Origin of the sequence: Kitasatospora sp. NPDC005856 (genome assembly GCF_040629945.1) — a bacterium.
Taxonomy (GTDB): domain Bacteria; phylum Actinomycetota; class Actinomycetes; order Streptomycetales; family Streptomycetaceae; genus Kitasatospora.
In genome coordinates this window covers 34,980-60,660 of the sequence record NZ_JBEXWT010000056.1, presented here as the reverse complement: position 1 = coordinate 60,660, position 25,681 = coordinate 34,980, and the positions used below count along the sequence as shown (strand labels likewise).

Sequence of the window (25,681 nt, the reverse complement as noted above, 5' to 3'; positions counted from 1 at the left end):
CCGCGGCCGGGTCCGCCCTCCGGGGCGCCGGGCGCGGGGGCACCCGGAGCCGGGGCACCGGGCGCAGGGACACCGGGGGCCGGGGCACCGGGCACAGGGGCACCCGGAGCCGGGGCACCGGGCAGGCCGGCGAGGCCGGGCGGACCGCCGGGCGGGGCCAGCATCGTCGGCGCGTGCTCCACCGGCGCACCACCGGCGGGCGGGGCGGCCGGGGCACCCGGCAGGCCCATCAGCCCGGGCATGGCGTCCGGCGAGGCGAGCAGGGTCGGCGCCGGCTCGGCGGCCGGGGCGGGTGCCTGAGCCGGCGGGGCCGGCGGGGCGAGCGGAGGCATGCCGCTGCCGCCGCCCGTCGGCGGCATCAGCATGGTCGCGGCCTCGGCACCCGCCGGCGCGGCGGGCTCGGGCAGGTCCGAACCCGTGATCCGCAGCCCCTCGGGCATCAGGACGGTCGCCGCGGCGTCGGCCCCGGCCGACGGACCCGGCCCATCAGGAGCGACTGGCGCGACGGGCGCAGGCGGCACCGGCGCAACGGCCTGCGGCTGCGGCTGCGGGGGCTGCGGAGCGACGACCGGCTCCTCGTGCCCGGGCGGCGGCGCGAGCATGGTCGGCGCGTCCCCGGCGGGCCGGCCGGAGACCGGCGGCTCGGTCAGCACCGCCGGAGCGGCCGGCGCGGGCCACGGCGTCGGAGCGGGCGGCTCCTCGACGGGCGCGGCGGCAGCCGGGGCGGCAGGAGCAGGAGCAGGAGCAGCCTGCGCCCCCTGCGGGTCGGCCGGAGCCGTCCCGAGCCGCTCCGCCTCCGCCGCGATCGCCGCGGCCCCCGCCTCCTGGAGCCACTGCGGCGGGCTGAGCAGGAAGGAGGTGGCCTCCACCGGCCCGGGCGCCGGCTTCGCCGCCCCCGCCGGGTTGGCCGCCACCGGCCGCCCGTAGACCTCCTCGTACTGCCGGACCACCTCGTTGACGGGCAGCGCGGGCCACAGCGTGCTGGCGCCCGAGTCCCGGGCGATCACCAGCCGCGCCTCCCCCGTGCCGCCGCCCGTACCGTCCGTGCCCTCGGCCTGGCCCGCGGGCGCCACCGCCCAGCAGACGAAGCCCAGGTCGAACTCCCGGACCCGTACCTCGCGCTGCTGCGAGCGCGGTACCCCGCCGTTGATCCACTCCTCGGCGAGCTCCTGCGCCTGCGCGTACGTCACCACGCCCGGTTCACCCCTGTCCGCATCCTCTTCGTCCCCCGTTCCACCGACACCACCGCGACCACCGAGACCACGTGCCTCAGCCCACCGGGACGGCCCGGGCGAACCCGCCGTCCACCATCAGCTCCGCGACCGTCTCCAACTCCGGCGGGCTGCCCGCCAGTCGCAGCAGGAAGGCGTCGAAGTCCTCGCCGCAGGGCAGCAGCAGCCGGGCGCAGCGGTCCTCCGGGGCCTCGTGGGCGCCGGTGTCGCGGGCGTCGTCGTGCAGGTGGAACCAGACCGAACCGACCCGCTCGCCGCGCACCTTGAGCGCGACCAGGCCGCCCTGCGCGTAGGCGATGGCCAGGTAGTCCTTGGTGAGGTGGTCGCGCAGGCACTTGTTGGCGTACACGACGTCCTCGGTGCCGTACTCCTCGGTGAGCGTCAGGAAGGGCTGGTCGAGCAGCAGTCCGAGCTCGGTGTCCAGCGCCACGCCGACCGGGGCGCGGCCGCCGCCCAGCTTGAGGAAGGTGCGGTAGGCGTCGGGCAGCCGGTAGCCGAGGCGCTGCTCGGCGCGCTGCACCAGGTCCTCGGGGACGCCGATCGGGTCGCCGCCGTCCTTGGCCAGCGAGAAGTGCACCGCCCGGCGCTCCTGCAGGGGGCGGGTGCCGCGGCGGGTGTGGTCGGCGGCGGAGGTGGCCAGGCCGCCGTGGTGCCGCAGCAGCGCCTTGACCTCGACCGGGACGAGCTCCATCCGCCGCCAGCCGGGGGCGGCCCGGCCGACCGCGTGGTGCCAGGTCCAGCCGGGCGGGGTGGCGACGGCGGTCGAGAGGTCGGCCCAGAGCGGGTGGCCCTGGGTGTAGAGCGCGGCGTTGGCCGAGACGTAGTCGGTCAGCCGCAGCTCGTCCACGCCGAAGCCCTCCGGCGGGTCGGCCACCTCGGCCGCGGCGGCGGCGTACGGGCCGAAGTCCGGAAAGCCGTACTCGTCCACCCTGACCCCGGCGGGGTGCCGCTCCGCGCGGACCGGGTCCGGGAACTGCACCACCTGACCTGCGTACGCCGCGTTCGGTGCGGCGGCGACGCCGGGCCGACCTGTCGTCATCTGGGAGCCCCCACTGGCTGCTGCAAATACGGTGCTTGCTGGGCACCAGCCTAGGGCCTGCCTTCAACCCCCCGTCCGTCAGGCGGACGACCGGGGAACGACGGGGGAATGACGGCGGGCCCCGGGATCGGAGCCCGCCCCCGGGCGTCCCCGGGCGCCCCCGACGTCACGACCGCCCTCCCAGCGCCCGCGCCAGCGCCTCGGCCACCCGCAGCTGCCCGGCCTCGGTGAGGTGCGGGTGCAGCGGCAGGCTGAGCAGTTCGCGGGCGGCCCGCTCGGCGACCGGGAACGTCCCCTCGCGGTGGCCGAGGTGACGGAACGCGGGCTGCAGGTGGACCGGCACCGGGTAGTGCACCCCGGCACCGATCCCGGCCGCGTGCAGCGCGGCCAGCACCGCGTCGCGGTCCCGGCCGGGGCCGATCCGCACCGGGTACAGGTGCCGGACGTGCTCGTTGCCCGGCGCGGTACGGGGCAGGGCAAGCCCGTCCAGCCCGCCCAGCAGCTCGTCGTAGCGGGCGGCGGCGGCCCGGCGGGCGGCGTTCCAGGCGGGCAGCCGGCGCAGCTTGGCGCGCAGCACGACGGCCTGCAGCGCGTCCAGCCGGGAGTTGAAGCCGAACCGTTCGTGCCGGTACCGGTCGCGGGCGCCGTGGTCCCCGGTCAGCCGGACGGCGCCGGCCAGGGCGTCGTCCTCGGTGAGCACCGCACCGGCGTCGCCGTAGGCTCCGAGGTTCTTGCCCGGGTAGAAGCTGGTGGCCGCGATCCGCCCGTACCAGCTCCGCCCGTGCTGCCGGGCGCCCTGGGACTGCGCCGCGTCCTCCACCACCGGCCGGCCGTCGGCCACCGCCAGCAGCGGCCCCATCGGGGCGAGTTGACCGAAGAGGTGGACGGGCAGCAGCGCGGCCGCTCCGGGCAGCGCGGCGGCGGCCCGCTCCGGGTCCATCAGCAGGTACTCCGGGTCGGCGTCGACCAGCACCGGGCGCAGCCCGGCCCGCAGCACGGCCTCGGCGGTGGCGACGAAGGTGTTGGCGGGCAGCACCACTCCGCTGCCGGGCGGCAGGCCCAGGGCGCGCAGGGCCAGTTCGAGGGCATCGGTGCCGTTGGCGGCGCCCACGCAGTGCCGGATGCCGGCGAAGGCCGCGTACTCGCGCTCGAAGGCGGCCACCTCGGGGCCCTTGACGAAGGCTCCGGAGGCGAGCACCCGGTCGAAGCCCGCCCGCACCTCGTCCGCCACCTCGGCGTGCGCCGCCGCCAGATCGACCAGCGGGACGGCCTCCGGCGCCGCGTCACCGCGCGCCCGGCCGCGGTCCTGAACCGGGCCGCCGTCCTGAACCGGGACGCCGCTCACCCGACGACCTCCGCCCCGGCCCGGACGGCCGTGCCCACCGGGACGGTGGCGCCCCCGAGTCCCAGGCTGAGCGAGGCCGCCTCCAGCAGCTGCAGCACCCGCACCCCGGCCCGGCCGTCGGTGAGCGGAGCCCGGCCCTCGGTGATGGCGGCGGCGAACTCGGCCATCACGTTGCGCAGCGCCTCCTGCTCGACCAGCGCGGGCGCGACCATCTCGCCGACCCGGTAGGAGATCAGCGCCCGGTGCCGGATCGCGTCGGTCAGCTGGTCGGGCGGGGTGAGGTCGACCCCCCGGTCGTGCACGGCCAGCCGGGCCTGCGGGTTGAGGTCGTCCCAGACCAGGGTGCGCCGCGAGCCGCCGATCAGGGTGGTGCGGACCTTGGTCGGGGAGAGCCAGTTGACGTGGCAGTGCGCCAGCGCGCCGTTGCTGAGCCGGACCGTGAGGTACGCGACGCAGGCGCGGCCGGCCCCGATCGGGTCGGCGCCCTGGGCGGACACCCCGACCGGCTCGACCCCGGGCGGCAGCACGAAGTCCAGGATCGACAGGTCGTGCGGGGCGAGGTCCCACAGCACGTCCACGTCCGGCTGCACCAGACCGAGGTTGATCCGCACCGAGTCGAAGAACTGGACGTCCCCGATCTCCCCGCCGTGCACCAGTTCGCGGATCCGCCGCACGGCCGGGGTGTAGCAGAAGGTGTGGTCGCACATCAGCACCAGGCCGAGCCGCTCGGCCAGGTCGACCAGTTCCTCGGCCTCGGCGGCGGAGGTGGTGATCGGCTTCTCCACCAGCACGTGCTTGCCGGCCTCCAGCGCCGCCCGCACCAGCGCGTAGTGGGCGCCCGCCGGCGTGGCCACGGCGACCGCGCCGACCCGCTCGTCCGCCAACACCCGCCGGTAGCTGTCGGTCACCCCGACGGTGCTGTACTCCCCCAGCACCGCCCGGGCCTTGGCCTCGTCCAGGTCGCACAGCCAGTGCAGCCGCAGCGCCGGGGTGTGCTGCGCGTTGCGGACCAGCTTCGGGCCCCAGTAGCCGGCTCCGACCACGGCCAGCCCCACGGGGTGTTCGGGCACCGGCCGGGGCGGCTCGTCCGGTGCGGGCACGTGGCCGCCGGGCGCCTGGTTGGCGTCCTGCCGGTGCTCGTCCTGCCAGGCCGCGTCCTGCCGGCGCGTGTCCCGGTGCGCGTCCTGCCGGCGCGTGTCCCGGTGCGCGTCCTGCCGGTGCGAGTCCTGCGGTTCCGACGTCATCGCACGAGCCCCTTCGCTCAGCGCCGGGGCGGGCGACAGGCCCTCCCCGGCGGCCTCAACGTCCGACGCGGGCACCGGAGTCGGGCCGCCGCGGCGGTGCGCACGGTCGGCCGCGTCCGCTTCGGCCCGCTGCCGGAACGCTACCGGCCGGGCGCCGGGCCCCGGGGCCGTTTCGGTAAATCGGCGGACAAGTCGTGACGGACGCGCACGCGTTCGACCGGCATCGGGTGTCCGCCGGCCGGCCCGCCGCGGCACCCACCGCCGCCGCACCCCGGTTGTGCGGTTGTCAGTGCCGTTTGACAGGCTTGCCCCGGACCGGCCCGGTCACTCCGGCCCACGCCGGGTTACGAGGAGGAGGACGACGGATGACCACCGGTGAGCCGGCGGGCCCGCCCGTGCTGCGCCACCACCGCGACAGCCTGCTGCCCGCCGTCGCCGCCGCGCTGTCGCTCAAGGGCGGCGAGGTGCACACCCTGGCGGGCGACAAGGACCCGCGCCGCCCGGTGCTGCACCACCTGGTCGCCGACTTCCTGGACACCCTGCCGGCGGAGGCCCGCGAGCGGTTCACCGGCCGCTGCCCGGAGGCCGTCCTGCTCTCCCAGCACCTGGCCGCGGTCGACGGCCGGCGCTCCAAGCGCGCCGCCCGCAAGCCGATGACCCTGCAGGAGGCCCGCAAGTCGCTCAAGGGCGCCCGGATGACGACCGTGCGCATCCGCGAGGAGGGCGACCCGGCGCACGGCAGCCACGCCCCGCCGTGCCGCTCCTGCGCTCCGATGCTGGAGCACTTCACCGTGCGCAGCGTCGCCGTCGGACCGCCCGCGCACTGACCGGCCGAGCGCCGGCACGTCCCCCGTCCCCCAGCCCTGGAGTCCGCCCTGAACCCGCCGATCCCCTCCGCACCGGCCACCCTCGCCCCCGCCGGCCCCCGGACCCGCCCGCGCTTCCCCGCCGACGTCGCCGCCGAGCTCAAGGCGGCCGGCTGGCACCCCGGCCGCTGGCAGATCCGGCAGGCCGAGGAGTGGGCCGACGCCCTGGTCGGGTACGGCGCGCCCACCGGCGTACGGCACGCGGTGTTCCCGGCGGCGGTGGAGGCCTGGGCCGAGTTCGGCGGCCTCGCCTTCGACCTGTCCGGCCCGGGCCGCCAGCTGGCCCGCACCCCGTTCCTGATCGACCCGCTGCGCGGGCTGCACCAGCCGCGCACCCTGCTCGACCTGGGCCGGGCGCTGGGCACCCGGCTGGCCCCGCTGGGCGAGGAGGCGTACGGGCAGGCGCTGCTGGCCGTCGACGAGGAGGGCCGGGTCTACAGCCTGGACCACACCGGCGAGTGGTTCCTCGGCCAGGGCATCGACCAGGCGATCTCCACCCTGGTCCTGGGCACCGTCCCGGAGCGGCTGCGCACCCCCGAGGAGCACTGAGGGCTGAGGGCTGAGGGCTGAGGGCTGAGGGCTGAGGGCTGAGGGCTGAGGGCTGAGGGCCGGGGACCGGAGCCGAGGGCTGAGGCCGGGGACCGCGGCCCGAGGACGCCTCAGCGCAGCGGCTCGGCCCGCACCGCCAGCCGGGAGGGCAGCACCGCCTCGATCCGGAACCCGCCGTCCGCCTCCGGCCCGGAGGAGAAGCTGCCGCCCAGCGCGATCACCCGCTCCCGCATCCCGAGCAGCCCGTTGCCCCCGCTGGGCAGCTTCGCCGCGCCCCTCTCCCCGCCCGGGCACGCGTTCACCACGGCCACCCGCACCCCGTTCGGCGCGTACGAGAGCAGGACGGACACCTGCGCGCCGCCCGCGTGCTTGTGCGCGTTGGTCAGGCCCTCCTGGACGACCCGGTAGGCGGTCTGCTCGGCCTCGCCGGTGAACTCCTGCCGGCTGCCGCTGACCGTCAGGGTCACCACCATCCCGGCCGCGCGGGACTGGTCGACCAGCCTCGGCAGCCCGGCCAGCGAGTCCGGCTCCGGCTGCCGCTCGTCGTCCATCCGCAGCACCCCGAGGATCTCGCGCAGTTCGTTCAGCGCCTGCCGGCCCACCTCGCCCATCAGCTTCGCGCTCTGCGCCGCCTTGTCCGGGTCCTTGCCGGCGATCCGCTCCAGCGCCCCGGCGTGCACCACCATCAGGGACACCCGGTGCGCCACCACGTCGTGCATCTCCCGGGCGATCCGGGTGCGCTCCTCCAGCCGGGCCCGGCGGGCGCGCTCCCGCGCCTGCTCGGCCAGCAGGTCCAGCTCGGTCTCCAGGCCGTGGGCGCGGTCCTTGAGCGACTCGATCAGCCGCCGCCGGGCGCCGACGTACAGTCCGGTCACCACCGGGGCGACGGTCAGCCCGACCGCCACCAGCAGTGAGAGCAGGATCTGGCCCCACATCGGCGGCGGGTCCACCAGCGCGTCGCCGGGCGTCATCAGCGACACCGCCATCACGGCGGCCGTCTCGGCGAAGGCCAGCGCGGACAGCGCCACCACCCGGCGCCGCCGCGAGGGCCACTCCCAGGTCGAGGCCAGCGTGTACAGCGCCACCACCAGCAGCAGCACGCCCAGCATCCCGGGCATCACCAGCAGCGTCACCAGCACCGGGACGGCCGGCCAGCGCCGGCGCACCACCAGCGAGCCGCCGGCCAGCGTGCCGAGCAGGGCTATGCCGACCGCTCCCGCGGTGCTGACGTGTATCCGGGCGGAGAGGAAGGCGATCGTGCTGGCCGCGCACTCCACCGCGGCGAGCAGCCCCAGCCCGATGTCCAGGAAAGCGCTGCGCGGCCGCTTCCACCACCAGAACGACCGGACCGGCACGCGCTCCCCAGGCGACTTGCTCATGCCCCACAGCGTAAGCGGCAACCCCCTCCCCTCCCCACCGGGACCTCCCGGCACACTCCCCGAAGCCGTCAAGTGGTCCAGACCACAGATGGTTTTCGGCGGCCCTGTCCGCCATCCGGCCACCTCGCGGACAGCACCGGTCCCGACACCTATGCTGGTCGCGTCGGACAGCGCGGTCCGCACGCGTCACACCCGCCACACGCGTGTGGACCTGTGACGATGAGCCGTTGCCGAACCCCCACCACCACAGGGAGCCAGCCGTGACCGCTCCGGTCCCCACCCCGGCGGACAGCCCCACGCCCGTCGTCGCCGACAACGCCGCCCTGCGTGCGGACATCCGCCGCCTCGGCGACCTGCTGGGCGAAACGCTGGTCCGCCAGGAGGGCCCCCAGCTGCTGGGCCTGGTCGAACAGGTCCGTCTGCTGAGCCGCACCGACGGCGAGGCCACCGCCGAACTCCTCTCCGACATCGACCTGGACACCGCCGCCAAGCTGGTCCGGGCGTTCTCCACCTACTTCCACCTCGCCAACGTCACCGAGCAGGTGCACCGCGGCCGCGAGCTCGCCACCCGCCGCGCCCGGGAGGGCTCGCTGCTCGCGCAGACCGCCGACCAGCTCGCCGAGGCGGACTCCAAGCACCTCCAGGACACCCTGGCCCACCTCGCGGTCCGCCCGGTCTTCACCGCGCACCCCACCGAGGCCGCCCGCCGCAGCGTCCTCAACAAGCTGCGCCGGATCGGCGAACTCCTCGACCGCATCCACCGCGACGAGGTCACCTCCGGCCTGGCCGCCGCCGACCAGGCCCGCACCAGCAGCGCCAAGCGCTCCGCCGACCGCCGTCTGGCCGAGGTCATCGACCTGCTCTGGCAGACCGACGAGCTGCGCATCGCCCGCCCCGAGCCCACCGACGAGGCCCGCAACGCCGTCTACTACCTGGACGAGCTCTACCGCGAGGCCGTCCCCGAGGTCCTGGAGGAGCTGCACGAGGAGCTCGCCCGGGTCGGCCTGAACCTGCCCGACGGCGTGCGGCCGCTCACCTTCGGCACCTGGATCGGCGGCGACCGCGACGGCAACCCCAACGTCACCCCGCAGGTCACCTGGGACGTCCTCAACCTCCAGCACGAGTACGGCATCAAGGACGCGCTCTCCGCGATCGACGACCTGCGCAACACGCTCTCCACCTCCGAGCGGCTGGCCGGCGCCTCGGTCGAGCTGCTCGCCTCGCTCAACACCGATCTGCACCTGCTCCCCGAACTCAGCCCGCGCTACAAGCGGATGAACGCCGAGGAGCCCTACCGCCTCAAGGCCACCTGCATCCGGCTCAAGCTGGAGAACACCCGCGAGCGACTGGCCGGCGGCACCCCGCACGTCGAGGGCCGCGACTACCTCGGCACCCGCGAGCTGATCGCCGACCTGCGGCTGATCCAGGACTCGCTGCGCTCCCACCGCGGCGAGCTCATCGCCGACGGCCGCCTCGCCCGCGCCATCCGCACCGTCGAGGCCTTCGGCCTCCAGCTCGCCACCATGGACGTGCGCGAGCACGCCGAGGCCCACCACCACGCCCTCGGCCAGCTCTTCGACCGGCTCGGCGAGGAGGCCTGGCGCTACGCCGACATGCCCCGCGAGTACCGGCAGAAACTGCTCGCCAAGGAGCTCCGCTCGCGCCGCCCGCTCGCCCCCACCCCGGCCCCGCTGGACGAGGCCGGCACCAAGACCCTCGGCGTCTTCAGCACCATCCGCGAGGGCTTCGAGCGCTTCGGCGACGAGATCGTCGAGAGCTACATCATCTCCATGTGCCAGGGCGCCGACGACGTCTTCGCCGCCACCGTGCTGGCCCGCGAGGCCGGCCTGCTCGACCTGCACGCCGGCATCGCCAAGATCGGCATCGTGCCGCTGCTGGAGACCACCGACGAGCTCCAGCAGGCCGACCGCATCCTCGACGAGATGCTCTCCGACCCGTCCTACCGCCTGCTCGTCTCGCTGCGCGGCGACGTCCAGGAGGTCATGCTCGGCTACTCCGACTCCTCCAAGTTCGGCGGCATCACCACCTCCCAGTGGGAGATCCACCGCGCCCAGCGCCGGCTGCGCGACGTCGCCCACCGCTACGGCATCCGGCTGCGCCTGTTCCACGGCCGCGGCGGCACCGTCGGCCGCGGCGGCGGCCCCTCGCACGAGGCCATCCTGGCCCAGCCCTGGGGCACCCTGGAGGGCGAGATCAAGGTCACCGAGCAGGGCGAGGTCATCTCCGACAAGTACCTGCTCCCCTCGCTGGCCCGGGAGAACCTGGAGCTGACCCTCTCCGCCACGCTCTCCGCCTCCGCGCTGCACACCGCCCCGCGCCAGGCCCCCGAGTCGCTGGCCCGCTGGGACGCCGCGATGGACCGGGTCTCCGAGGCCGCCCACACCGCCTACCGCGCCCTGGTCGAGCAGGAGGACCTGCCGAAGTACTTCTTCGCCTCCACCCCGGTCGACCAGCTCGCCTCCCTGCACCTGGGCTCCCGCCCGTCCCGCCGCCCCGACTCCGGCGCCGGCCTGGACGGCCTGCGGGCCATCCCGTGGGTGTTCGGCTGGACCCAGTCCCGGCAGATCGTCCCCGGCTGGTTCGGCGTCGGCTCCGGCCTGGCCGCCGCGCGCGCGGCGGGCCTCGGCGACGTGCTGGACGAGATGTACGGCGAGTGGCACTTCTTCCGCAACTTCCTGTCCAACGTCGCCATGACGCTGGCCAAGACCGACCTGCGGATCGCCGGCCACTACGTCGAGCAGCTGGTGCCCGGCGAGCTGCACCACGTCTTCGACGAGATCAAGGCCGAGCACGCGCTCACCCTGCGCGAGGTGCTCCGGCTCACCGGCGAGAGCGAACTGCTGGAGCGCAACCCGGTGTTGAAGCAGACCTTCGCCGTCCGCGACGCCTACCTCGACCCGATCTCCTACCTCCAGGTCGCGCTGCTGCGCCGCCAGCGCGAGGAGCTCTCGGCCGGACGCCAGGACGACCCGCTGCGCGCCCGCGCACTGCTGCTGACCGTCAACGGCATCGCCGCCGGCCTGCGCAACACCGGCTGACGGCCGCCCGAGAACGGCCGAGGGGCCGGTGTCCCGTCCGGGACGCCGGCCCCCCTCGGCACGAGGTTCCCGCTCGGAGCGTGGCGCGCCCGCTCCGCGTGAGGGTCCTGCGCCGCGCGGGGTCCTACTCCGCTTCCTCGCCCGCACGCCTGCGCTTCAGCCACAGCGCCGCACCGCCGGCCGCCACCACCAGGCCGCCGCCGACCGCCAGCAGCCCGGCGTCGGGGCCCATCGAATCGCCGAGCACCGGGCCGAACTGCGCCGCCGCCGGCTCCGGGGAGACCGCCGGGTCCGCCTCGGCCGCCGGATCCGCGTGCGCCAGCGCACCGCCCGACAGCAGGACGCCGGCCGCCCCCAGCGCGCCGGCCGTGCCGACCCGCCGTCCGAGCCGCTTCAGCCCGTCCCCCCGGCTCGGCCGCACTCGGCGGACCGGACGCATTCCCCGCATCGAGAACTCCCAGGACTCGTTCGCGTACCGGGCCGACGCTATCCGATCCCGCACAGGGTTCTCACACCGATTCAGGTTTGGACGGGCAAGCGTTGTACGACTGTTGCGTACCCCACGCGCGGTCCTGACGATCGGTCAGGTGTTGTACGTGCCCTGGGCCCGCTCCAGCCCCTCGGACAGCAGCGCCTCCACCGCGTCCGCCGAGCGGTCCACGAACCACTCCAGCTCCTTGCGCTCGGTCGAGGAGAAGTCCTTCAGCACGAAGTCCGCGACCTCCATCCGGCCCGGCGGACGGCCGATCCCGCAGCGCACCCGGTAGTAGTCCGGGCCCAGCGACTTGGTGATCGACTTCAGGCCGTTGTGGCCGTTGTCCCCGCCGCCCAGCTTCAGCCGCAGCGCCGCGTAGTCGATGTCCAGCTCGTCGTGGACCGCGATCAGCGCCGAGGCCGGCGCCTTGTAGAAGTCGCGCAGCGCCGTCACCGGCCCGCCGGAGAGGTTCATGAAGGACATCGGCTTGGCCAGCACCACCCGCCTGCCCGCCAGCCGTCCCTCGGCCACCTGCGCCCGGCTCTTGTGCGCCTTGAACTTGGCGCCCATCCGCTGCGCCAGCAGGTCCACCACCATGAAGCCGATGTTGTGCCGGTTCCGGGCGTACTGCTCCCCGGGGTTGCCCAGCCCCACCACCAGCCAGGGGCCGTCGTAGTCCTCAGCCATTCCTTGCTCTCCTCGCCTTCGCGCTCGACGTCATCATCCCGGACGCACCGCTGCCCCGGTCGCTCCGACGGGAGCGACCGGGGCAGCGGTCTCAGCAATTAAGCGCTACGAGGCTCAGGCCTCGGCGCCCTCGGCCTCGGCGGCCTCCTCCTCGGCCGGGGCGGCCTGGGCGGCGATGACCTGCAGCACGACGGCGTCGGCCTCGACGGCCAGCGAAACGTTGGCCGGCAGGACGATGTCCTTGGCGTGGATGGAGGCACCGGCCTCCAGGCCCTCGACCGAGACGGTGACGGCCTCGGGCAGGTGGGTGGCCTCGGCCTCGATCGGCAGGGCCTGCAGGACGTGCTCCAGCAGGTTGCCGCCCGGGGCCAGCTCGCCCTCGGCGTGGACCGGAACCTCGACGGTGACCTTCTCGCCACGCTTGACCAGCAGCAGGTCGACGTGCTCGATGGTGCGCTTGATGGCCTCGCGCTGGACGGCCTTCGGCAGGACGTACTCGTCCTTGCCCTCGATCGGAACGACCAGCAGGGCGTTCGGGGTCTTCAGGGCCATCATCAGGTCGTGGCCGGGCAGGTTCAGGTGAACCGGGGCGTGGCCGTGGCCGTAGACGACACCGGGGACGAAGCCGGCGCGGCGGGCGCGACGGGCGGCACCCTTGCCGAACTCGGTACGGGTCTCAGCGGCAATACGGATCTCGGACACGACTGCACTCCTCGTGGAAGATGGCGCGGGGGTGCAGGCAACGCGAAAAACCGCCGGGACCACACCCTCAGTACGTTCGGGGGTCACTCGGCGGCAACGGCCTGCCGGGCGGACGGAAATCCGGCACCGGCAGCGCGTCGATCACGGAGCGGGCGCCCGTCGAGCAGGCACACGACATCCCTCGCCGAGCAGTTTCACGAGTCTAACCGCACCGGCGGCCTCCCGCGAAATCGGCGGCGGCCCCGGTCCGTCCGGACCGGGGCCGCCTGCACGGGCTTCGTCAGTGCACGCCCTCGAAGAGGCTGGTCACCGAGCCCTCCTCGAAGACCTCGCGGATCGCGGCGGCGATCGACGGGGCGATGGAGAGCGTGGTGATCTTGTCCAGCTGGAGCGAGGCCGGGGTGGGCAGCGTGTTGGTGAACACGAACTCGCTCACCCGCGAGTTCTTCAGCCGGTCCGCGGCCGGGCCGGAGAGCACCCCGTGGGTGGCCGCCACCACGACGTCCGCGGCGCCGTTGTCGAACAGCGCGTCGGCCGCGGCGCAGATGGTGCCGGCGGTGTCGATCATGTCGTCGACCAGCACGCAGACCCGGTCCTGGACGTCACCGACGACGTCGGCCGACAGGATGGTGTTGGCCTGGGTGATGTCGCGGCGCTTGTGGATGATCGCCAGCGGGGCGTCCAGCCGGTCGCACCACTGGTCGGCGACCTTCACCCGACCGGCGTCCGGCGAGACGACGGTCAGCTTGGAGCGGTCGACCTTCTCGCCGATGTAGTCGGCCAGCAGCGGCAGCGCGAACAGATGGTCCACCGGGCCGTCGAAGAAGCCCTGGATCTGCGCGGTGTGCAGGTCCACGGCCATCAGTCGGTCGGCACCCGCCTGGCGCAGCAGGTCGGCGACCAGGCGGGCCGAGATGGGCTCGCGGCCGAGGTGCTTCTTGTCCTGGCGGGCGTAGCCGTAGAACGGCAGGATCGCGGTGATGCTCCTGGCGGAAGCCCGCTTCAGAGCATCGATCATGATCAGCTGCTCCATGATCCACTGGTTGATGGGAGCCGTGTGGCTCTGCATCACGAAGCAGTCCGCACCGCGCGCGGACTCCAGGAAGCGGACGTAGATCTCGCCGTTGGCGAAGTCCAGGGCCTTGGTGGGGACCAGCTCGGTCCCGAGCGCCTCGGCCACCTCACTCGCCAGCTCCGGGTGGGCACGGCCGGAGAAGAGCTTCAGCTTCTTCTCACCCGACGTCGTGATCCCGCTCACTGCACCGTCTCCTCGCGTTGCGGACGCTGAACCCTGACCCGGGGGCGGGCAGGCAGGGCCCGATCGCGGCACGGGTTGGGGAATTGTCGGTACGCCTGGACACGGGCGGTAAGCCCAGTGGCGCACGTATGTCCCCAAGGTTACGCGCCCGCGCAGAAACCGTCCGCCTCGGGACCTGCCCTCCGGGCCCCGGCCCGCCCGCTCAGGCCTGCTCGGCCCCGTCCTCCGCCGCCTTCGCGGCCTGCGCGGACGTCGTTCCGGGGCGCTTGCGCTCCACCCAGCCCTCGATGTTGCGCTGGGTGGCCCGGCTCACACCGAGCGCCCCGGCCGGGACGTCCCCGGTGATCACCGAACCGGCGGCGGTGTAGGCGCCGTCACCCACGGTGACCGGGGCGATGAACATGTTGTCCGATCCCGTGCGGCAGTGCGCGCCGATGACCGTGCGGTGCTTGTTCACGCCGTCGTAGTTCACGGTGACGGAGGCCGCGCCGATGTTGGTGCCCTCGCCGATGGTGGCGTCGCCGATGTAGGACAGGTGCGGCACCTTGGCGCCCTCGCCCAGCTCGGAGTTCTTGACCTCGACGTAGGTGCCGACCTTCGCCTTGCGGGCGAGCTTGGCGCCGGGCCGCAGGTAGGCGTACGGACCGGCGGTGGCCAGCTCGCCCACCTCGGCGCGGTCGGCCGTGGTGTTGCTCACCCGGGCGCCGGCACCGACCGCGGTGTCCTTGAGGGTCGAGTTCGGGCCCACCTCGCAGCCCTCGCCCAGGTGCGTGGCGCCCTGGAGCTGGGTGTTCGGCAGCACCACGGCGTCCGGCTCGTAGGTGACCTGCACGTCGAACCAGGTGGTCGCCGGGTCCACCACGGTGACGCCCTCGCGCATCGCCCGCTCCAGCAGGCGGTCGTTCAGCAGCCGGCGGGCCTGCGCCAGCTGGACCCGGTCGTTGATGCCCAGGATGTCCCGGTGGTCCTCGGCCACCACGGCGCCGACCCGGTGGCCCGCCTTGCGCAGGATCTCCAGGGTGTCGGTCAGGTACTCCTCGCCCTGCGAGTTGTCCGTGGTGAGTTCGCCCAGCGCCGCGGCGAGCAGCTTGGCGTCGAAGGCGAAGACACCGGAGTTGATCTCGGTGATCGCGCGCTGGATGGCGCTGGCGTCCCGCTCCTCGACGATCGCGGCGACGGTGCCGTCCTCGTCCCGCAGGATGCGGCCGTAGCCGAAGGGCTCGGGGACGACGGCGGTCAGCACGGTGACGCCGTTCTGCTGGGCCGTGTGCGCGTCGGCCAGCCGGCGCAGGGTCTCCCCGGTCAGCAGCGGCGAGTCGCCGGCGGTGACGATGACCGTGCCGTCCAGCACCACGCCGTCGGCGGTCAGGGACTCCAGCGCGGTGCGCACCGCGTGCCCGGTGCCGTTCTGCTCCTCCTGCACCGCGGTGCGCGTGGCCGGGTAGTGCTCCGCCAGGTGCGCCTCGACCTGCTCGCGCTGGTGGCCGACCACCACGACCAGCTGGCCGGGCGTCAGTTCGCGGGCCGCCGAGACCGCATGCCCCACCAGCGAGCGCCCGCACACCTCGTGCAGCACCTTGGGCAGCTTGTTCGACTTCATCCGGGTCCCGCCACCGGCGGCGAGCACGACAACGGCGGCAAGCGAATTGGCACCCATGCGGGGAGGCTCCTCGGTAGGTTCACAGAGAGGGCAGAGCAGGCCCGGCCCGGACCCAGGCCGGTCGCCATTCGCACAGTCCGCCGAGCAGCACCGACAATACCGGCGCGGTGGGAAACGCCCGAACCCGAGGCGTGCAGAGGCTCCGCCGCTAGGATTCGAACCCAGACAAAGGCCTCCAAAGGGCCCTGTGCTGCCATTACACCACGGCGGACAGTCGTGTCAGACCCTACCCGAGAGGGCCCTGCCGTGGGTATCGACTTGCGTCGATCCACGGGCCCGATTCCGTCCCCGGCGGCCGAACCCTCCGGACCCGCGGTTCATCCATCCAGTCGGGTGAATTCACTCGAGCGCCGCGCGGCGGAGTGTTCCCCTGGACACGGAGCGCAACCTACGATGCCGTAGGTTACGCCAACGTAGCTCCGCTTCTCTCCCGCTTCCGGGACGCCGCAAAGGGACGCCCATGACCATCCAGGCCGGCGAGGCGCGCGCGGGGAACGCCGCGTCCCGCACTCCGTCTCCCGACTCCGATCCCGCCGACCCCTCCGATCCCGCGGATCCCGCCGCTTCGGCCGCTCCGGCCGAGGTCATCGGGATCGCCGGGACTGCCGGGACCACCGACGCCGACGCCGCGGCCACCCGGCTGTCCGCCACCCGTGGCGGGGAGAAGCAGGGCCTGGCCGAGCGGATCGCGCTCTCCCTGTTCATCCTCGTGCCCTTCGCCGCCCTGGTGGCCGCCGTCCCGGTGGCCTGGGGCTGGGGGCTGGGCTGGACGGACCTCGCGATCACCGTCGCCATGTACTACCTCACCTGCCACGGCATCACCATCGGCTACCACCGCTACTTCACCCACGGCGCCTTCAAGGCCGGCCGCCCGATGCGCCTGGCGCTGGCGATCGTCGGGAGCCTCGCGGTCGAGGGCCCGCTGGTGCGCTGGGTGGCCGACCACCGCAAGCACCACCGGTACAGCGACAAGGACGGCGACCCCCACTCGCCGTGGCGCTACGGGGAGAGCGTCCCGGCGCTGATGAAGGGCCTGTGGTGGGCCCACATGGGCTGGATGTTCGACGAGGAGCAGACCTCGCAGCTCACGTACGCCCCCGACCTGGTGCGCGACCCGGCCATAAGGCGGATCTCCCGGCTGTTCTGGCTCTGGACCACCATCTCGCTGCTGCTGCCCGCACTGGTCGGCGGTCTGGTGAGCCTGTCCTGGGAGGGGGCGCTGTCCGCCTTCTTCTGGGGGTCGCTGGTCCGGGTGGCGCTGCTGCACCACGTCACCTGGTCGATCAACTCGATCTGCCACGCCGTCGGACGCCGCCCGTTCCGCTCCCGGGACCGCTCCGGCAACGTCTGGTGGCTCGCCGTGCTCTCCTGCGGGGAGTCCTGGCACAACCTGCACCACGCCGACCCGACCGCGGCCCGGCACGGGGTGCTGCGCGGACAGATCGACTCCTCGGCCCGGCTGATCCGCTGGTTCGAGCTGGCCGGCTGGGTCCGGGACGTCCGCTGGCCGGACGCGCAGCGGATCGCCGCCCGCCGCGCCGCATGAGTCGGCGCTTCCAGCATGATGTAGGGGTGAACGGGAGCAGCGCAGACAGCACAGGCGGTCACGACAGCACGCGGACGGACGCGGCGCCCGCCACGGCGCCGACCCGTCCGCGGTCCGCTGCACCGGCGGCCGGCACCGGAGACGAAGGCCCGGAGCGGGGCACCGGCGGCGGCTCGTCCTCGGCCCCGCGCCGCCGCGGCGGCCGGGTCCGGATGACCGGCAAGCAGCGGCGCGAGCAACTGCTGGAGATCGGCCGGACGGTCTTCGCGGAGCGCGGCTACGACGGCACCTCGGTGGAGGAGATCGCCGAGCGCGCCGGGGTGTCCAAGCCCGTGGTGTACGAGCACTTCGGCGGCAAGGAGGGGCTGTACGCGGTGGTCGTCGACCGCGAGATGCAGCTGCTGCTGGACATGGTGACCGGGGCGCTGACCGGCGGGCACTCGCGCGAGCTGCTGGAGCAGGCCGCCTTCGCGCTGATGGACTACATCGACACCTCGACGGACGGCTTCCGGATCCTGGTCCGGGACTCCCCGGTCGCCCAGTCGACCGGCACCTTCGCCTCGCTGATCAGCGACATCGCCACGCAGGTCGAGGACATCCTGGGCCTGGAGTTCAAGTCCCGCGGTTTCGACGCCCGGCTGGCCCCGATGTACTCGCAGATGCTGGTCGGGATGGTCGCGCTGACCGGGCAGTGGTGGCTGGAGGTCCGCAAGCCGGACAAGGCGACGGTGGCGGCGCACCTGGTGAACCTCGCCTGGCACGGGCTGGAGGGCCTGGAGCGGCACCCGAGGCTGGTCGGCGACCGCCGGGCCTGACCCGGGCGGTGCCGGCCCGGCTCGTCCTCGGCCCGGCGTCCCCGGCCTGGCTCGGCTCCGGCCGGTCCGGCTGTGCCCCGCCCCCCGGGCCGGCTCCGACTCGGCTGTGCCCCGCCCCCCGGGCCGGCCCCGGCCGGTCCGGCTCAGCCCGGCTGCCTGATCCCCACGGCGAAGATCCGCCGGAACGGGAACACCGTCCCGTGCGGCCCGGCCGGGTAGGCCTCGCGCAGCAGCCGCCCGTACTCGGCGAGGAAGGCCGCCCGGTCGGCCGGGTCGGTGAGCCGGGTGAGGACCGGGCGCAGCGCGGTGCCCTTGACCCATTCCAGGACCGGGTCCGGCCCCGGCAGCAGGGTCAGGTAGGTGGTCTCCCAGACGTCCGGGAGGCAGCCGGCGGCTGCCAGGGCGTCGAGGTAGCGCTCGGGCGGGTGGACGCCGGCCCGGACGGTCCCCTCGCCGAGCGCGTCCCGCCAGCGGGTGCTGCGGCGCAGGTCGGCGAGCAGGGTGTGACTGGGGGCGTCGAAGTTGCCGGGCACCTGGAAGGCGAGCGCCCCGCCGGGCCGGAGGGCGTCCGCCCAGCGCGGCAGCAGCGCCAGGTGCCCGTCCACCCACTGGAGGGTGGCGTTGGAGACGATCAGGTCGGGCCCGGCCGGAGCCGGGTCGTAGTCGCGGGCGTCGGCGAGCAGGTACTCGGCGTCGGGCTCGCCCTCGCTGCGCGCGGTGGCCAGCATCGCTGCGGAGTTGTCGACGCCGGTGAGACGGGCCCGCGGCCAGCGCTCGCGCAGCACGGCGGTGGAGTTGCCGGGGCCGCAGCCGATGTCCAGGATGACCTCGGCGCCCGGGTGCGGGATGGCGGGGACGCGGGCGAGCAGATCGCGCAGCGGGCGGGTGCGTTCGTCGGCGAAGCGCAGGTACTGCGCCGGGTCCCAGACGGGGGTGGTCATGGTTCACCTCGCAGGTATCTCGACATCAAGATATCTCCGGTTAGCCTTGCTGGCACATTTCTCGATGTCAAGAGACTTCACATCGACACATCCACCGATACACTGATCGTCATGGAGGACGAGGTCGACAGGCTGGTCGCAGCATGGCGCCGGGAGCGCCCCGACCTCGACGTGGAGCCGCTGGAGGTGCTCAGCCGGGTCAGCCGGCTCGCCCGGCACCTGGACCGGGCCCGTCGCACCGCCTTCGCCGAGCACGGCCTGGAGCCCTGGGAGTTCGACGTCCTGACCGCCCTGCGGCGGGCCGGCTCCCCGTACCAGCTCTCCCCCGGCCAGCTCCTCACCCAGACCCTGGTCACCTCCGGCACCATGACCAACCGGATCGACCGGCTCACCGGCAAGGGCCTGGTCAAGCGCCTGCCCGACCCGGACGACCGGCGCGGCGTGCTCGTCCGGCTCACCGACGACGGCCGCGACCGCGCCGACCAGGCGCTCGCCGGACTGCTGGCGCACGAGCGCGAACTGCTCGCCCAGCTCACCTCCGGCCAGCAGACCGAACTCGCCGCGCTGCTGCGGCTGCTGGTCGCCCCGTTCGACAACATCCCGGGCTGACGGCACCCCGAGCTGACGACACCCCGGGCTGACGAAGGCTCCGGGGCTGCGGCCCCGGCCCGGCTCAGGGCCGGTCGACGGTGCCGACCACCGAGGGCGGCGGGGGCACGGCCGGCTCGGCCGGGCTGACCCCGGCCCGGCGGGCGACCGCGACGGCCGCCAGCGTGGAGTGCACCCCGAGCTTGCCCAGCACGTTCTGCATGTGCGTCCGGACGGTGTGCGGAGACAGGTAGAGCCGCTCCGCGACGGCCTGTCGGCCGAGGCCCGCGACCATGCAGCGCAGGATCTGCTTCTCCCGCGGGGTCAGGGTGTCCACCAGCCGCTCACTCTCGGTACGGTCCCGCCGGGCGGTGGTGAGCTCGCGGATCACCCCGGTGAGCAGCGCGGGCGGCAGGTGCGTCTCGTCCCGCAGCACGCCCCGGACCACCGCGAGCAGCCGGGCCAGCGAACTCTCCTTCGCCACCCAGCCGGTGGCGCCCGCGTGCAGGGCGCGGGCGGCGCGGAGCGGGTCGTCCGCGGTGGCCAGGACGATCGCGCGCAGCCCGGGGTGGGCGCGGCGGAGTCGGGCCAGCAGGGTGATGCCGTCGGGCGGCGGGGCGGCGGGTCTGAGCTGATCGCCCCGCAGGTGCTCCGCGGCGGACCTGGCGCCGACACCGGGCAGCAGACCGCCCGACGACGGAACCGGCGCCCCCGGCGGTACGGCCACCCGGCGCGGCTGCGGCACGGGCGGGGCGACGCGGCCGCGCCGGGCCTCGTCGCCGTGTTCCGCGCCGGGCCTGCGGCGGGCGTGCGCCCCGCCGACTCCCGGTGCACCCGGCGCTCCCGGCACCCCGTACGGACCGGTGACTCCGGCCCCGCCGGGTAATCCGGCCGGGCCGGCCACGGCGATCGCCCCGGCCGTACCGGCGGCACTGCCGCCGCTACCCGGGGCCTCGACGCCGAGGTCGGCGTCGATCAGTGCCACGTCGTAGGCCCGGCCCTCGCCGACCGCGCGCTCCAAGGCCCGCTCGGCGGCGGCCGCGCTTCCCGCGGCCCCCACCTCCACGTCCGGCTCGGCGGCCAGTGCCGCGGCCAGTGCCTCGGCGAAGATCCGGTGGTCGTCGACCACCAGGACGCGAATCCGCCCCATTGTCCCCTCCCCCTGCTCAGACCGCCCGAGCCCGGGGACGGGGACCGGCCCGACGTCCGCGTTCCGGATCCGCCGTTCCGCCCGCCCACCGGTGGCCGGTGAGACCGAACGGGCGCCGGCCCCCACCGGTACCGCACTCAGCGTACGGGGCGGGAAACGCGCTCGTGGCGATTCGGTGAAGTTTCGTCAGGAGGTGCGCGAGTGGCCGGACTTGAACCATCGGGCGCCGTTTTCGGGCACCGCTTTCGGGTGCCGTTCTCGGGCACCGCTCCCGGGTGTTCCGGGTGCGGCGCCCACGGCGACCGGTCCGTCCGTCACTCACCGATCGCCGCTCACCGGCCGCTGCTCACCGACCGGCGTTCACCGACCGCTGCTCAGCGATCGCCGCTCACCGGCCGTTCTTCGCCAGGGTGAACTTCCAGGCGTCGGCGACGATCTCGTCCAGGTTCGGGCGGCGCGGGGTCCAGCCCAACGCCTCGTGGGCACGGGCGGCGGAGGCCACCAGCACCGCCGGGTCACCGGCCCGACGGCCCTCGACCCGCACCGGGATCTCCCGGCCGGTGACGCGCTTGACCGACTCGATCACCTCGTGCACCGAGAAGCCGCTGCCGTTGCCCAGGTTGCAGATCAGGTGCTCGCCCGGCTCGGCCGCGTCCAGCGCCAGCAGGTGCGCCTCGGCCAGGTCGGCGACGTGGATGTAGTCGCGGATGCAGGTGCCGTCCGGGGTCGGGTAGTCGTCGCCGTACACCGCGATGTGCGGACGCTGCCCCAGTGCGGCCTGGAAGACCAGCGGGATCAGGTGCGACTCGGGGTCGTGCCGCTCGCCGAACGCGACACCGGAAGAACTGCCGTACGCACCGGCCACGTTGAAGTAGCGCAGCGAGACGGCGGCCAGGCCGTGGGCGACGGCCTCGCTGGTGATCAGGTGGTCCACGGCGAGCTTGGTGGCACCGTAGGTGTTGGTCGGCGCGGTGCGGGCGGTCTCGGCGATCGGCACGGCCTCAGGCTCGCCGTAGGTGGCGGCGGTGGAGGAGAACACCAGCTTGCGCACGCCCGCCGCGCGCATCGCGCTGATCAGCTCCAGCGAACCGGCCACGTTGTTGCGCCAGTACTTCTCCGGGTCCGCGACCGACTCGCCGACCTGCGAGGAGGCGGCGAAGTGCAGGACGCCGTCGAAGGAGCCGTCCAGCACCTTGTCGGCCTGCTGGATCCGGCCCTCGACGAACTCGGCACCGGCCGGGACGCCCTCGCGGAAACCGGTCGAGAGGTCGTCCAGGACGATCACCTGGTGCCCCGCCTCCAGCAGGTGGGCGGCGACCACACTGCCGACGTAGCCGGCGCCACCCGTGACCAGGTACTTACTCATGTTGCGACCTCCAGCGAACGACGGTCCGCCCGTTCGGGCGGAAGCCGTCGACGGAATGCGTACGACGGGCATTCTCCCAATGCCACCGGAGTGCTCCGCACCACCCGGGCGGCCCGATCCGGTCTTCTCACCATGTCCTCAGCCTCCGGCCATCCGCTCCAGCAGGCCGGTGCGCGCCGCCACCGCGGTCGCCTCCAGTCGGGTCCGCGCGCCGAGCTTCATCAGCACCCGCTGGACGTGCGTCCGGGCGGTACTGGCCGCGATCCGCATCCCGGCGGCGATCGCCGCGGTGTCCTCGCCGTCCGCGATCCGGGCCAGCACCTGCACCTCACGGCGGGTCAGCAGCCGCAGCAGCCGAACGGCCTCGTCGTCCGGCTCGACCGCCGGTCGCAGCAACTGGTCGAAGGCGCCGCGCAGGATGTCCACCGCGACCGCGGCCTCGCCCGCGCGCGCCCGTCCGATGGCCCGCTCGACCACCTCGATCCGCTCGTCGCTGGGCACGTACCCGGCCGCACCGGCCGCGAAGGCCCCCGCCACTCCGCGCAGTTCACCCACCGGACCGAGCACGATCACGGCCACCTCGGGACGCTCGCGGCGGATCCGGCGCAGCCCGTCGAAGGCACCGGGCTCCCCCGGCGCGGCCACCCCCAGCAGACAGATCTCGGGCCGCCGGCCGACCACCAGGTCGGCGGCGACGCCGGCCGGGGAACCGACCGCGAGCACCCGGTGACCGCGCAGTTGAAGCGCGGTGGCCAGCGCCTCTGCCAGCAGTCGGTGGTCGTCCACCACCACGAGTCGAACACCCATGACGCCCTCCCGGTCGGGGTCCGGCTCGCGCCCGCACCCCTCGGGCGGGCGGCCGATGACGCACCATCACAGCGCATTCCGTACGCGACCCGCTAGGCCGTGGCGTGTCGGTGGTGCGGAACCGGCCGGGAACGCGAAAGACCCCCGCCGCGAGGCGAGGGTCTTTCAGTGGAGCCCCCATGCGGAATCGAACCGCAGACCTTCTCCTTACCATGGAGACGCTCTACCGACTGAGCTATAGGGGCTTGCTCGCTTGCCGGGCTTTTCTTCTTCCCGGCCGCTCGAACAAGGAAGACATTACACGGCTCCGGGCCCCGAAGGGAAATCGGCCTCCACCGGGCCCGCCCGGACTCAGTCCGCGCCGTGCGCCGCGTCGAACTCCTCCTGGGCCGCCAGGATCCGCCCGGCGCGGCGCTCCGTCCACTCGCCGACCGGCTCGAGCAGCTCGGCCAGCTCGCGGCCGAGCGGCAGCAGGTCGTAGACCACCCGCGGCGGCGTCTCCGGAAAGACCGTACGGAGCACCAGTCCACTGCGCTCCAGGTTGCGCAGGGACTGGGTGAGCATCTTGCGACTGACCCCACCGATCCCGCGCTGGAGCTCGGAGAAGCGCTGCGCCCCGGAGAGGCGGAGGCTCACCAGGATCAGCATCGACCACTTGTCGGCCAACTCGGCGAACACCCCGCGGCTCGGACAGAGCCGGCCGAACACGTCGTACGCCTGCCCGTGCCGCTCTTCTCCCGCGCCCCGCCCGGCCGCTTCCTCCGTCGTCATGCGTCAAGGGTAGTCCCCACGGTCTCCAATCCACCCTTGGTATCCAATGGAGACCTGGTCTATATTGGAGACTGTCGAGGCCGGGCCGCATTCCACCGCGCTGCGCGCTTCCGCTCCCCCTCCTCCTTCCCCGTCCCCTTCCCGTTCCCCGTCCCCTTCCCGTTCCCCTGGAGTGTCCGCATGACCGCCGTCCGTCCCACCGTCGCCCTCGCCTACCACTCCGGCTACGGCCACACCGCCGTGATCGCCGAGGCCGTCGCCCGCGGCGCCGCCGCCGCCGGCGCCGACGTCGTCACGATCGCCGTCGACACCATCACCGAGGAGCAGTGGGCCCGGCTGGACACCGCCGACGCGATCGTCTTCGGCTCCCCCACCTACATGGGCACCGCCTCCGGCGCCTTCCACACCTTCGCCGAGGCCACCAGCAAGCGCTGGTACGCCGACGCCTGGAAGGACAAGGTCGCGGCCGGCTTCACCAACTCCGGCTCCAAGAGCGGCGACAAGGCCGGCACCCTCGGCTTCTTCCAGACCCTCGCCGCCCAGCACGGCATGAACTGGGTCAACCTCGGCCTCAAGCCCGGCTGGAGCGCCGCCACCGACTCCGAGAACGACATCAACCGACTCGGCTTCTTCAACGGCGCCGCCGCCTCCTCCCCGGTCGACGCCGGCCCGGAAGGCGTCCACAAGGCCGACATCGCCACCGCCGAGCACCTCGGCGAGCGCGTCGCCCGGCACACCGCCGTCGTGCTGGCCGGCCGCGCCGCCCTGGCCGGCTGAGCCCCCGCCACCGCGCCCCGCGCCCCGCTACGCCGCCGGGTCCGTCCCCCACCGGGGCGCCCGGCGGCGTTCGCCGTCCGTCGGCCCCTCCCCCGGCCCGTCCCCCGACGCGTCCACCGAGCCGTCCACCGCCGCAAGCTCCGCGCCGGTGTTCTCCGGCAGCATCCGCAGGCACCCCAGGGCCAGCACACCCAGCACCGCCAGGTACCAGCCCACCGGCTGCGCCGTCCCGTACGCCCCGGTCAGCCGGGTGGCCACCAGCGGCGTCGTCGCCCCGCCGACCACCCCGCCCAGGTTGTACGTCAGCGCCGCACCCGTGTAGCGGACCCGGGTCGGGAACAGCTCCGGCAGGAACGCCGCCAGCGGCCCGAACATGCCACCCAGCACCACCATCGCCCCCGCCAGCGCCACGAACATCAGCGGTCGGCTCACCGTCTCCAGCAGCGGGAACAGCACCAGCGACCAGCCCGCGGCCAGGCCCGTCGCCCACCCCAGCGTCCGCCGCCGCCCCCACCGGTCACTGCGCGAGGCGCTCAGCCACACCGTCGCGGCCATCCCCGCCGCGCCGACCAGCAGCATCGACAGCACCAGCGTGCTCGCCACCCCGAGCCCGGTGGTCGCGTACGCCAGCGCGTACGTCGTGGTCAGGTAGAACAGCGCGTACCCCACGGTGATCGCGCCGCTTCCCGCCAGCACCGGGCGCCAGTGCCCGCGCAGCACCTCCAGCACCGGCAGCCGCTCCCGCCGCACCTCCGTCCGGAACAGCGGCGACTCCTCGACCCGCAGCCGGACGAACAGCCCCACCGCGACCATGACGAACGAGGCCAGGAACGGCACCCGCCAGCCCCACGCAAGGAACGCCCCGTCGTCCAGGCCGAGTTGCAGCGCCAGGAACACCCCGTTCGCCAGCACGAACCCGATCGTCGGCCCCAGCTGCAGGAAGCCCCCGTACCTCCCCCGCCGCCCCGCCGGCGCGTTCTCCGCGATCAGCAGCGCCGCCCCGCCCCACTCCCCGCCCAACCCGACGCCCTGACACACCCGCAGCACCACCAGCACCGCCGGCGCCCACCACCCCCACGCCCCGAACCCCGGCAGCAGCCCCACCCCCGCCGTCGCCAGCCCCATCAACAGCAGCGACACCACCAGCGTCGCCCGCCGCCCCACCCGGTCCCCGAAGTGCCCGAACACCACCGCCCCCACCGGCCGGGCCAGGAACGCCACCGCGTACACCGAGAACGCCGCCAACAACGCCCCCACCGCGCCCAGCCCGGGAAAGAACACCGGCCCGAACACCAACGCGGCGGCCGTCCCGTAAATGAAGAAGTCGTAGAACTCGATCGCCGTCCCGATCAGCGCCGCAGCCGCCGCCCGCCGCACCTGCCCGACCCGCCCCGCACCCTCCGCATCCATACCACCACCCTCACC

At 74.2% G+C, this 25,681-nt stretch carries 22 protein-coding genes, 2 tRNA genes and 1 pseudogene; 7 read left to right on the top strand and 18 right to left on the bottom strand.

Annotated elements, in window-relative coordinates; genetic code table 11:
* The 4 genes and pseudogenes from ABZ449_RS28085 to ABZ449_RS28070 all read right to left on the bottom strand — a co-directional run.
* A pseudogene (locus tag ABZ449_RS28085) lies at nt 1-1,193 on the bottom strand (hypothetical protein); the annotation flags it as partial.
* A 76-nt stretch (nt 1,194-1,269) separates the two neighbouring features.
* On the bottom strand, nt 1,270-2,271 hold the full coding sequence (locus tag ABZ449_RS28080; protein WP_360351472.1) for an SMI1/KNR4 family protein: 1,002 nt from the start codon (nt 2,269-2,271) through the stop codon (nt 1,270-1,272).
* Between the two features lie 166 nt (nt 2,272-2,437).
* On the bottom strand, nt 2,438-3,616 hold the full coding sequence (locus tag ABZ449_RS28075) for a DegT/DnrJ/EryC1/StrS family aminotransferase (RefSeq protein ID WP_360351469.1): 1,179 nt from the start codon (nt 3,614-3,616) through the stop codon (nt 2,438-2,440).
* Nucleotides 3,613-4,860: a Gfo/Idh/MocA family oxidoreductase gene (locus tag ABZ449_RS28070; RefSeq protein WP_360351466.1), complete on the bottom strand. Its 1,248-nt coding sequence runs from the start codon at nt 4,858-4,860 to the stop codon at nt 3,613-3,615. The genes ABZ449_RS28075 and ABZ449_RS28070 overlap by 4 nt, the downstream gene beginning before the upstream one ends.
* A gap of 365 nt (nt 4,861-5,225) precedes the next feature.
* Between ABZ449_RS28070 and ABZ449_RS28065 the strand changes: the two genes are divergently transcribed.
* Both ABZ449_RS28065 and ABZ449_RS28060 read left to right on the top strand, forming a co-directional pair.
* The gene (locus tag ABZ449_RS28065) at nt 5,226-5,687 is read left to right on the top strand and encodes a YwqJ-related putative deaminase (protein WP_360351463.1); all 462 of its coding nucleotides are present in this window, start codon (nt 5,226-5,228) and stop codon (nt 5,685-5,687) included.
* Between the two features lie 60 nt (nt 5,688-5,747).
* Nucleotides 5,748-6,275 carry an SUKH-3 domain-containing protein gene (locus tag ABZ449_RS28060; protein WP_360351480.1) on the top strand — a complete coding sequence of 176 codons (528 nt, stop codon included), beginning with the start codon at nt 5,748-5,750 and terminating at the stop codon, nt 6,273-6,275.
* A gap of 110 nt (nt 6,276-6,385) precedes the next feature.
* Here the strand turns inward: ABZ449_RS28060 and ABZ449_RS28055 are convergent, their stop codons facing one another.
* Nucleotides 6,386-7,654 (bottom strand): histidine kinase, encoded by a 1,269-nt coding sequence (locus ABZ449_RS28055; protein WP_360351461.1) that lies wholly within the window; start codon nt 7,652-7,654, stop codon nt 6,386-6,388.
* Between the two features lie 260 nt (nt 7,655-7,914).
* On the opposite strand from ABZ449_RS28055, the gene ppc reads away from it, so the two are divergent.
* Entirely contained in the window at nt 7,915-10,713 is a 2,799-nt protein-coding gene (ppc, locus tag ABZ449_RS28050; protein WP_360351458.1) for a phosphoenolpyruvate carboxylase, read from the top strand.
* Between the two features lie 124 nt (nt 10,714-10,837).
* On the opposite strand, the gene ABZ449_RS28045 is transcribed toward ppc, so the two are convergent.
* The 6 genes from ABZ449_RS28045 to ABZ449_RS28020 all read right to left on the bottom strand — a co-directional run bounded on the left by ABZ449_RS28045 (nt 10,838) and on the right by ABZ449_RS28020 (nt 15,706).
* Nucleotides 10,838-11,134, bottom strand: coding sequence for a hypothetical protein (locus tag ABZ449_RS28045; RefSeq protein WP_360351455.1), 297 nt, complete (start codon nt 11,132-11,134; stop codon nt 10,838-10,840).
* A 162-nt stretch (nt 11,135-11,296) separates the two neighbouring features.
* On the bottom strand, nt 11,297-11,875 hold the full coding sequence (pth, locus tag ABZ449_RS28040) for an aminoacyl-tRNA hydrolase (protein ID WP_360351452.1): 579 nt from the start codon (nt 11,873-11,875) through the stop codon (nt 11,297-11,299).
* Nucleotides 11,876-11,989: 114 nt separating this feature from the next.
* Nucleotides 11,990-12,577: a 50S ribosomal protein L25/general stress protein Ctc gene (locus ABZ449_RS28035; protein ID WP_360351449.1), complete on the bottom strand. Its 588-nt coding sequence runs from the start codon at nt 12,575-12,577 to the stop codon at nt 11,990-11,992.
* A gap of 280 nt (nt 12,578-12,857) precedes the next feature.
* Nucleotides 12,858-13,835 carry a ribose-phosphate diphosphokinase gene (locus ABZ449_RS28030; protein ID WP_360351446.1) on the bottom strand — a complete coding sequence of 326 codons (978 nt, stop codon included), beginning with the start codon at nt 13,833-13,835 and terminating at the stop codon, nt 12,858-12,860.
* Nucleotides 13,836-14,037: 202 nt separating this feature from the next.
* Nucleotides 14,038-15,492: a bifunctional UDP-N-acetylglucosamine diphosphorylase/glucosamine-1-phosphate N-acetyltransferase GlmU gene (gene glmU / locus ABZ449_RS28025; protein ID WP_360351443.1), complete on the bottom strand. Its 1,455-nt coding sequence runs from the start codon at nt 15,490-15,492 to the stop codon at nt 14,038-14,040.
* Nucleotides 15,493-15,635: 143 nt separating this feature from the next.
* Nucleotides 15,636-15,706 (bottom strand) — tRNA-Gln (locus ABZ449_RS28020).
* A 249-nt stretch (nt 15,707-15,955) separates the two neighbouring features.
* On the opposite strand from ABZ449_RS28020, the gene ABZ449_RS28015 reads away from it, so the two are divergent.
* Both ABZ449_RS28015 and ABZ449_RS28010 read left to right on the top strand, forming a co-directional pair.
* On the top strand, nt 15,956-17,041 hold the full coding sequence (locus ABZ449_RS28015) for a fatty acid desaturase (protein ID WP_360351440.1): 1,086 nt from the start codon (nt 15,956-15,958) through the stop codon (nt 17,039-17,041).
* Nucleotides 17,042-17,253: 212 nt separating this feature from the next.
* Nucleotides 17,254-17,856, top strand: coding sequence for a TetR/AcrR family transcriptional regulator (locus ABZ449_RS28010; protein WP_223886267.1), 603 nt, complete (start codon nt 17,254-17,256; stop codon nt 17,854-17,856).
* Nucleotides 17,857-17,999: 143 nt separating this feature from the next.
* Here the strand turns inward: ABZ449_RS28010 and ABZ449_RS28005 are convergent, their stop codons facing one another.
* Entirely contained in the window at nt 18,000-18,797 is a 798-nt protein-coding gene (locus tag ABZ449_RS28005; RefSeq protein WP_360351437.1) for a methyltransferase domain-containing protein, read from the bottom strand.
* A 111-nt stretch (nt 18,798-18,908) separates the two neighbouring features.
* Between ABZ449_RS28005 and ABZ449_RS28000 the strand changes: the two genes are divergently transcribed.
* Nucleotides 18,909-19,406 (top strand): MarR family transcriptional regulator, encoded by a 498-nt coding sequence (locus ABZ449_RS28000; protein WP_360351434.1) that lies wholly within the window; start codon nt 18,909-18,911, stop codon nt 19,404-19,406.
* 64 nt (nt 19,407-19,470) lie between these two features.
* Here ABZ449_RS28000 and ABZ449_RS27995 read toward each other — a convergent pair whose 3' ends face one another.
* From ABZ449_RS27995 to ABZ449_RS27975, 5 genes are all read right to left on the bottom strand, one after another.
* A complete protein-coding gene (locus ABZ449_RS27995; protein ID WP_360351432.1) occupies nt 19,471-20,535 on the bottom strand; it encodes a response regulator transcription factor in 1,065 nt (354 codons plus the stop codon).
* 388 nt (nt 20,536-20,923) lie between these two features.
* Nucleotides 20,924-21,901, bottom strand: a complete 978-nt coding sequence (gene galE / locus ABZ449_RS27990) for a UDP-glucose 4-epimerase GalE (protein ID WP_360351429.1) — start codon at nt 21,899-21,901, stop codon at nt 20,924-20,926.
* Nucleotides 21,902-22,039: 138 nt separating this feature from the next.
* Nucleotides 22,040-22,708: a LuxR C-terminal-related transcriptional regulator gene (locus ABZ449_RS27985; protein ID WP_360351426.1), complete on the bottom strand. Its 669-nt coding sequence runs from the start codon at nt 22,706-22,708 to the stop codon at nt 22,040-22,042.
* 169 nt (nt 22,709-22,877) lie between these two features.
* A tRNA-Thr gene (locus tag ABZ449_RS27980) sits at nt 22,878-22,953 on the bottom strand.
* A 106-nt stretch (nt 22,954-23,059) separates the two neighbouring features.
* Nucleotides 23,060-23,479: a helix-turn-helix domain-containing protein gene (locus ABZ449_RS27975; protein WP_360351423.1), complete on the bottom strand. Its 420-nt coding sequence runs from the start codon at nt 23,477-23,479 to the stop codon at nt 23,060-23,062.
* A gap of 180 nt (nt 23,480-23,659) precedes the next feature.
* On the opposite strand from ABZ449_RS27975, the gene ABZ449_RS27970 reads away from it, so the two are divergent.
* On the top strand, nt 23,660-24,256 hold the full coding sequence (locus ABZ449_RS27970) for a flavodoxin family protein (RefSeq protein WP_360351420.1): 597 nt from the start codon (nt 23,660-23,662) through the stop codon (nt 24,254-24,256).
* A 27-nt stretch (nt 24,257-24,283) separates the two neighbouring features.
* On the opposite strand, the gene ABZ449_RS27965 is transcribed toward ABZ449_RS27970, so the two are convergent.
* Nucleotides 24,284-25,666 carry an MFS transporter gene (locus tag ABZ449_RS27965; protein ID WP_360351417.1) on the bottom strand — a complete coding sequence of 461 codons (1,383 nt, stop codon included), beginning with the start codon at nt 25,664-25,666 and terminating at the stop codon, nt 24,284-24,286.
* Between the last annotated feature and the right edge of the window lie 15 nt (nt 25,667-25,681).

Coding starts and splice junctions, on each gene's coding strand:
- ABZ449_RS28080 (WP_360351472.1), bottom strand. CDS start 2,271: ATGACGACAGGTCGGCCCGGCGTCGCCGCCGCACCGAACGCGGCGTAC.
- ABZ449_RS28070 (WP_360351466.1), bottom strand. CDS start 4,860: ATGACGTCGGAACCGCAGGACTCGCACCGGCAGGACGCGCACCGGGAC.
- ABZ449_RS28065 (WP_360351463.1), top strand. CDS start 5,226: ATGACCACCGGTGAGCCGGCGGGCCCGCCCGTGCTGCGCCACCACCGC.
- ABZ449_RS28055 (WP_360351461.1), bottom strand. CDS start 7,654: ATGAGCAAGTCGCCTGGGGAGCGCGTGCCGGTCCGGTCGTTCTGGTGG.
- pth (WP_360351452.1), bottom strand. CDS start 11,875: ATGGCTGAGGACTACGACGGCCCCTGGCTGGTGGTGGGGCTGGGCAAC.
- glmU (WP_360351443.1), bottom strand. CDS start 15,492: ATGGGTGCCAATTCGCTTGCCGCCGTTGTCGTGCTCGCCGCCGGTGGC.
- ABZ449_RS28015 (WP_360351440.1), top strand. CDS start 15,956: ATGACCATCCAGGCCGGCGAGGCGCGCGCGGGGAACGCCGCGTCCCGC.
- ABZ449_RS28010 (WP_223886267.1), top strand. CDS start 17,254: ATGACCGGCAAGCAGCGGCGCGAGCAACTGCTGGAGATCGGCCGGACG.
- ABZ449_RS28005 (WP_360351437.1), bottom strand. CDS start 18,797: ATGACCACCCCCGTCTGGGACCCGGCGCAGTACCTGCGCTTCGCCGAC.
- ABZ449_RS28000 (WP_360351434.1), top strand. CDS start 18,909: ATGGAGGACGAGGTCGACAGGCTGGTCGCAGCATGGCGCCGGGAGCGC.
- ABZ449_RS27995 (WP_360351432.1), bottom strand. CDS start 20,535: ATGGGGCGGATTCGCGTCCTGGTGGTCGACGACCACCGGATCTTCGCC.
- galE (WP_360351429.1), bottom strand. CDS start 21,901: ATGAGTAAGTACCTGGTCACGGGTGGCGCCGGCTACGTCGGCAGTGTG.
- ABZ449_RS27985 (WP_360351426.1), bottom strand. CDS start 22,708: ATGGGTGTTCGACTCGTGGTGGTGGACGACCACCGACTGCTGGCAGAG.
- ABZ449_RS27975 (WP_360351423.1), bottom strand. CDS start 23,479: ATGACGACGGAGGAAGCGGCCGGGCGGGGCGCGGGAGAAGAGCGGCAC.
- ABZ449_RS27970 (WP_360351420.1), top strand. CDS start 23,660: ATGACCGCCGTCCGTCCCACCGTCGCCCTCGCCTACCACTCCGGCTAC.
- ABZ449_RS27965 (WP_360351417.1), bottom strand. CDS start 25,666: ATGGATGCGGAGGGTGCGGGGCGGGTCGGGCAGGTGCGGCGGGCGGCG.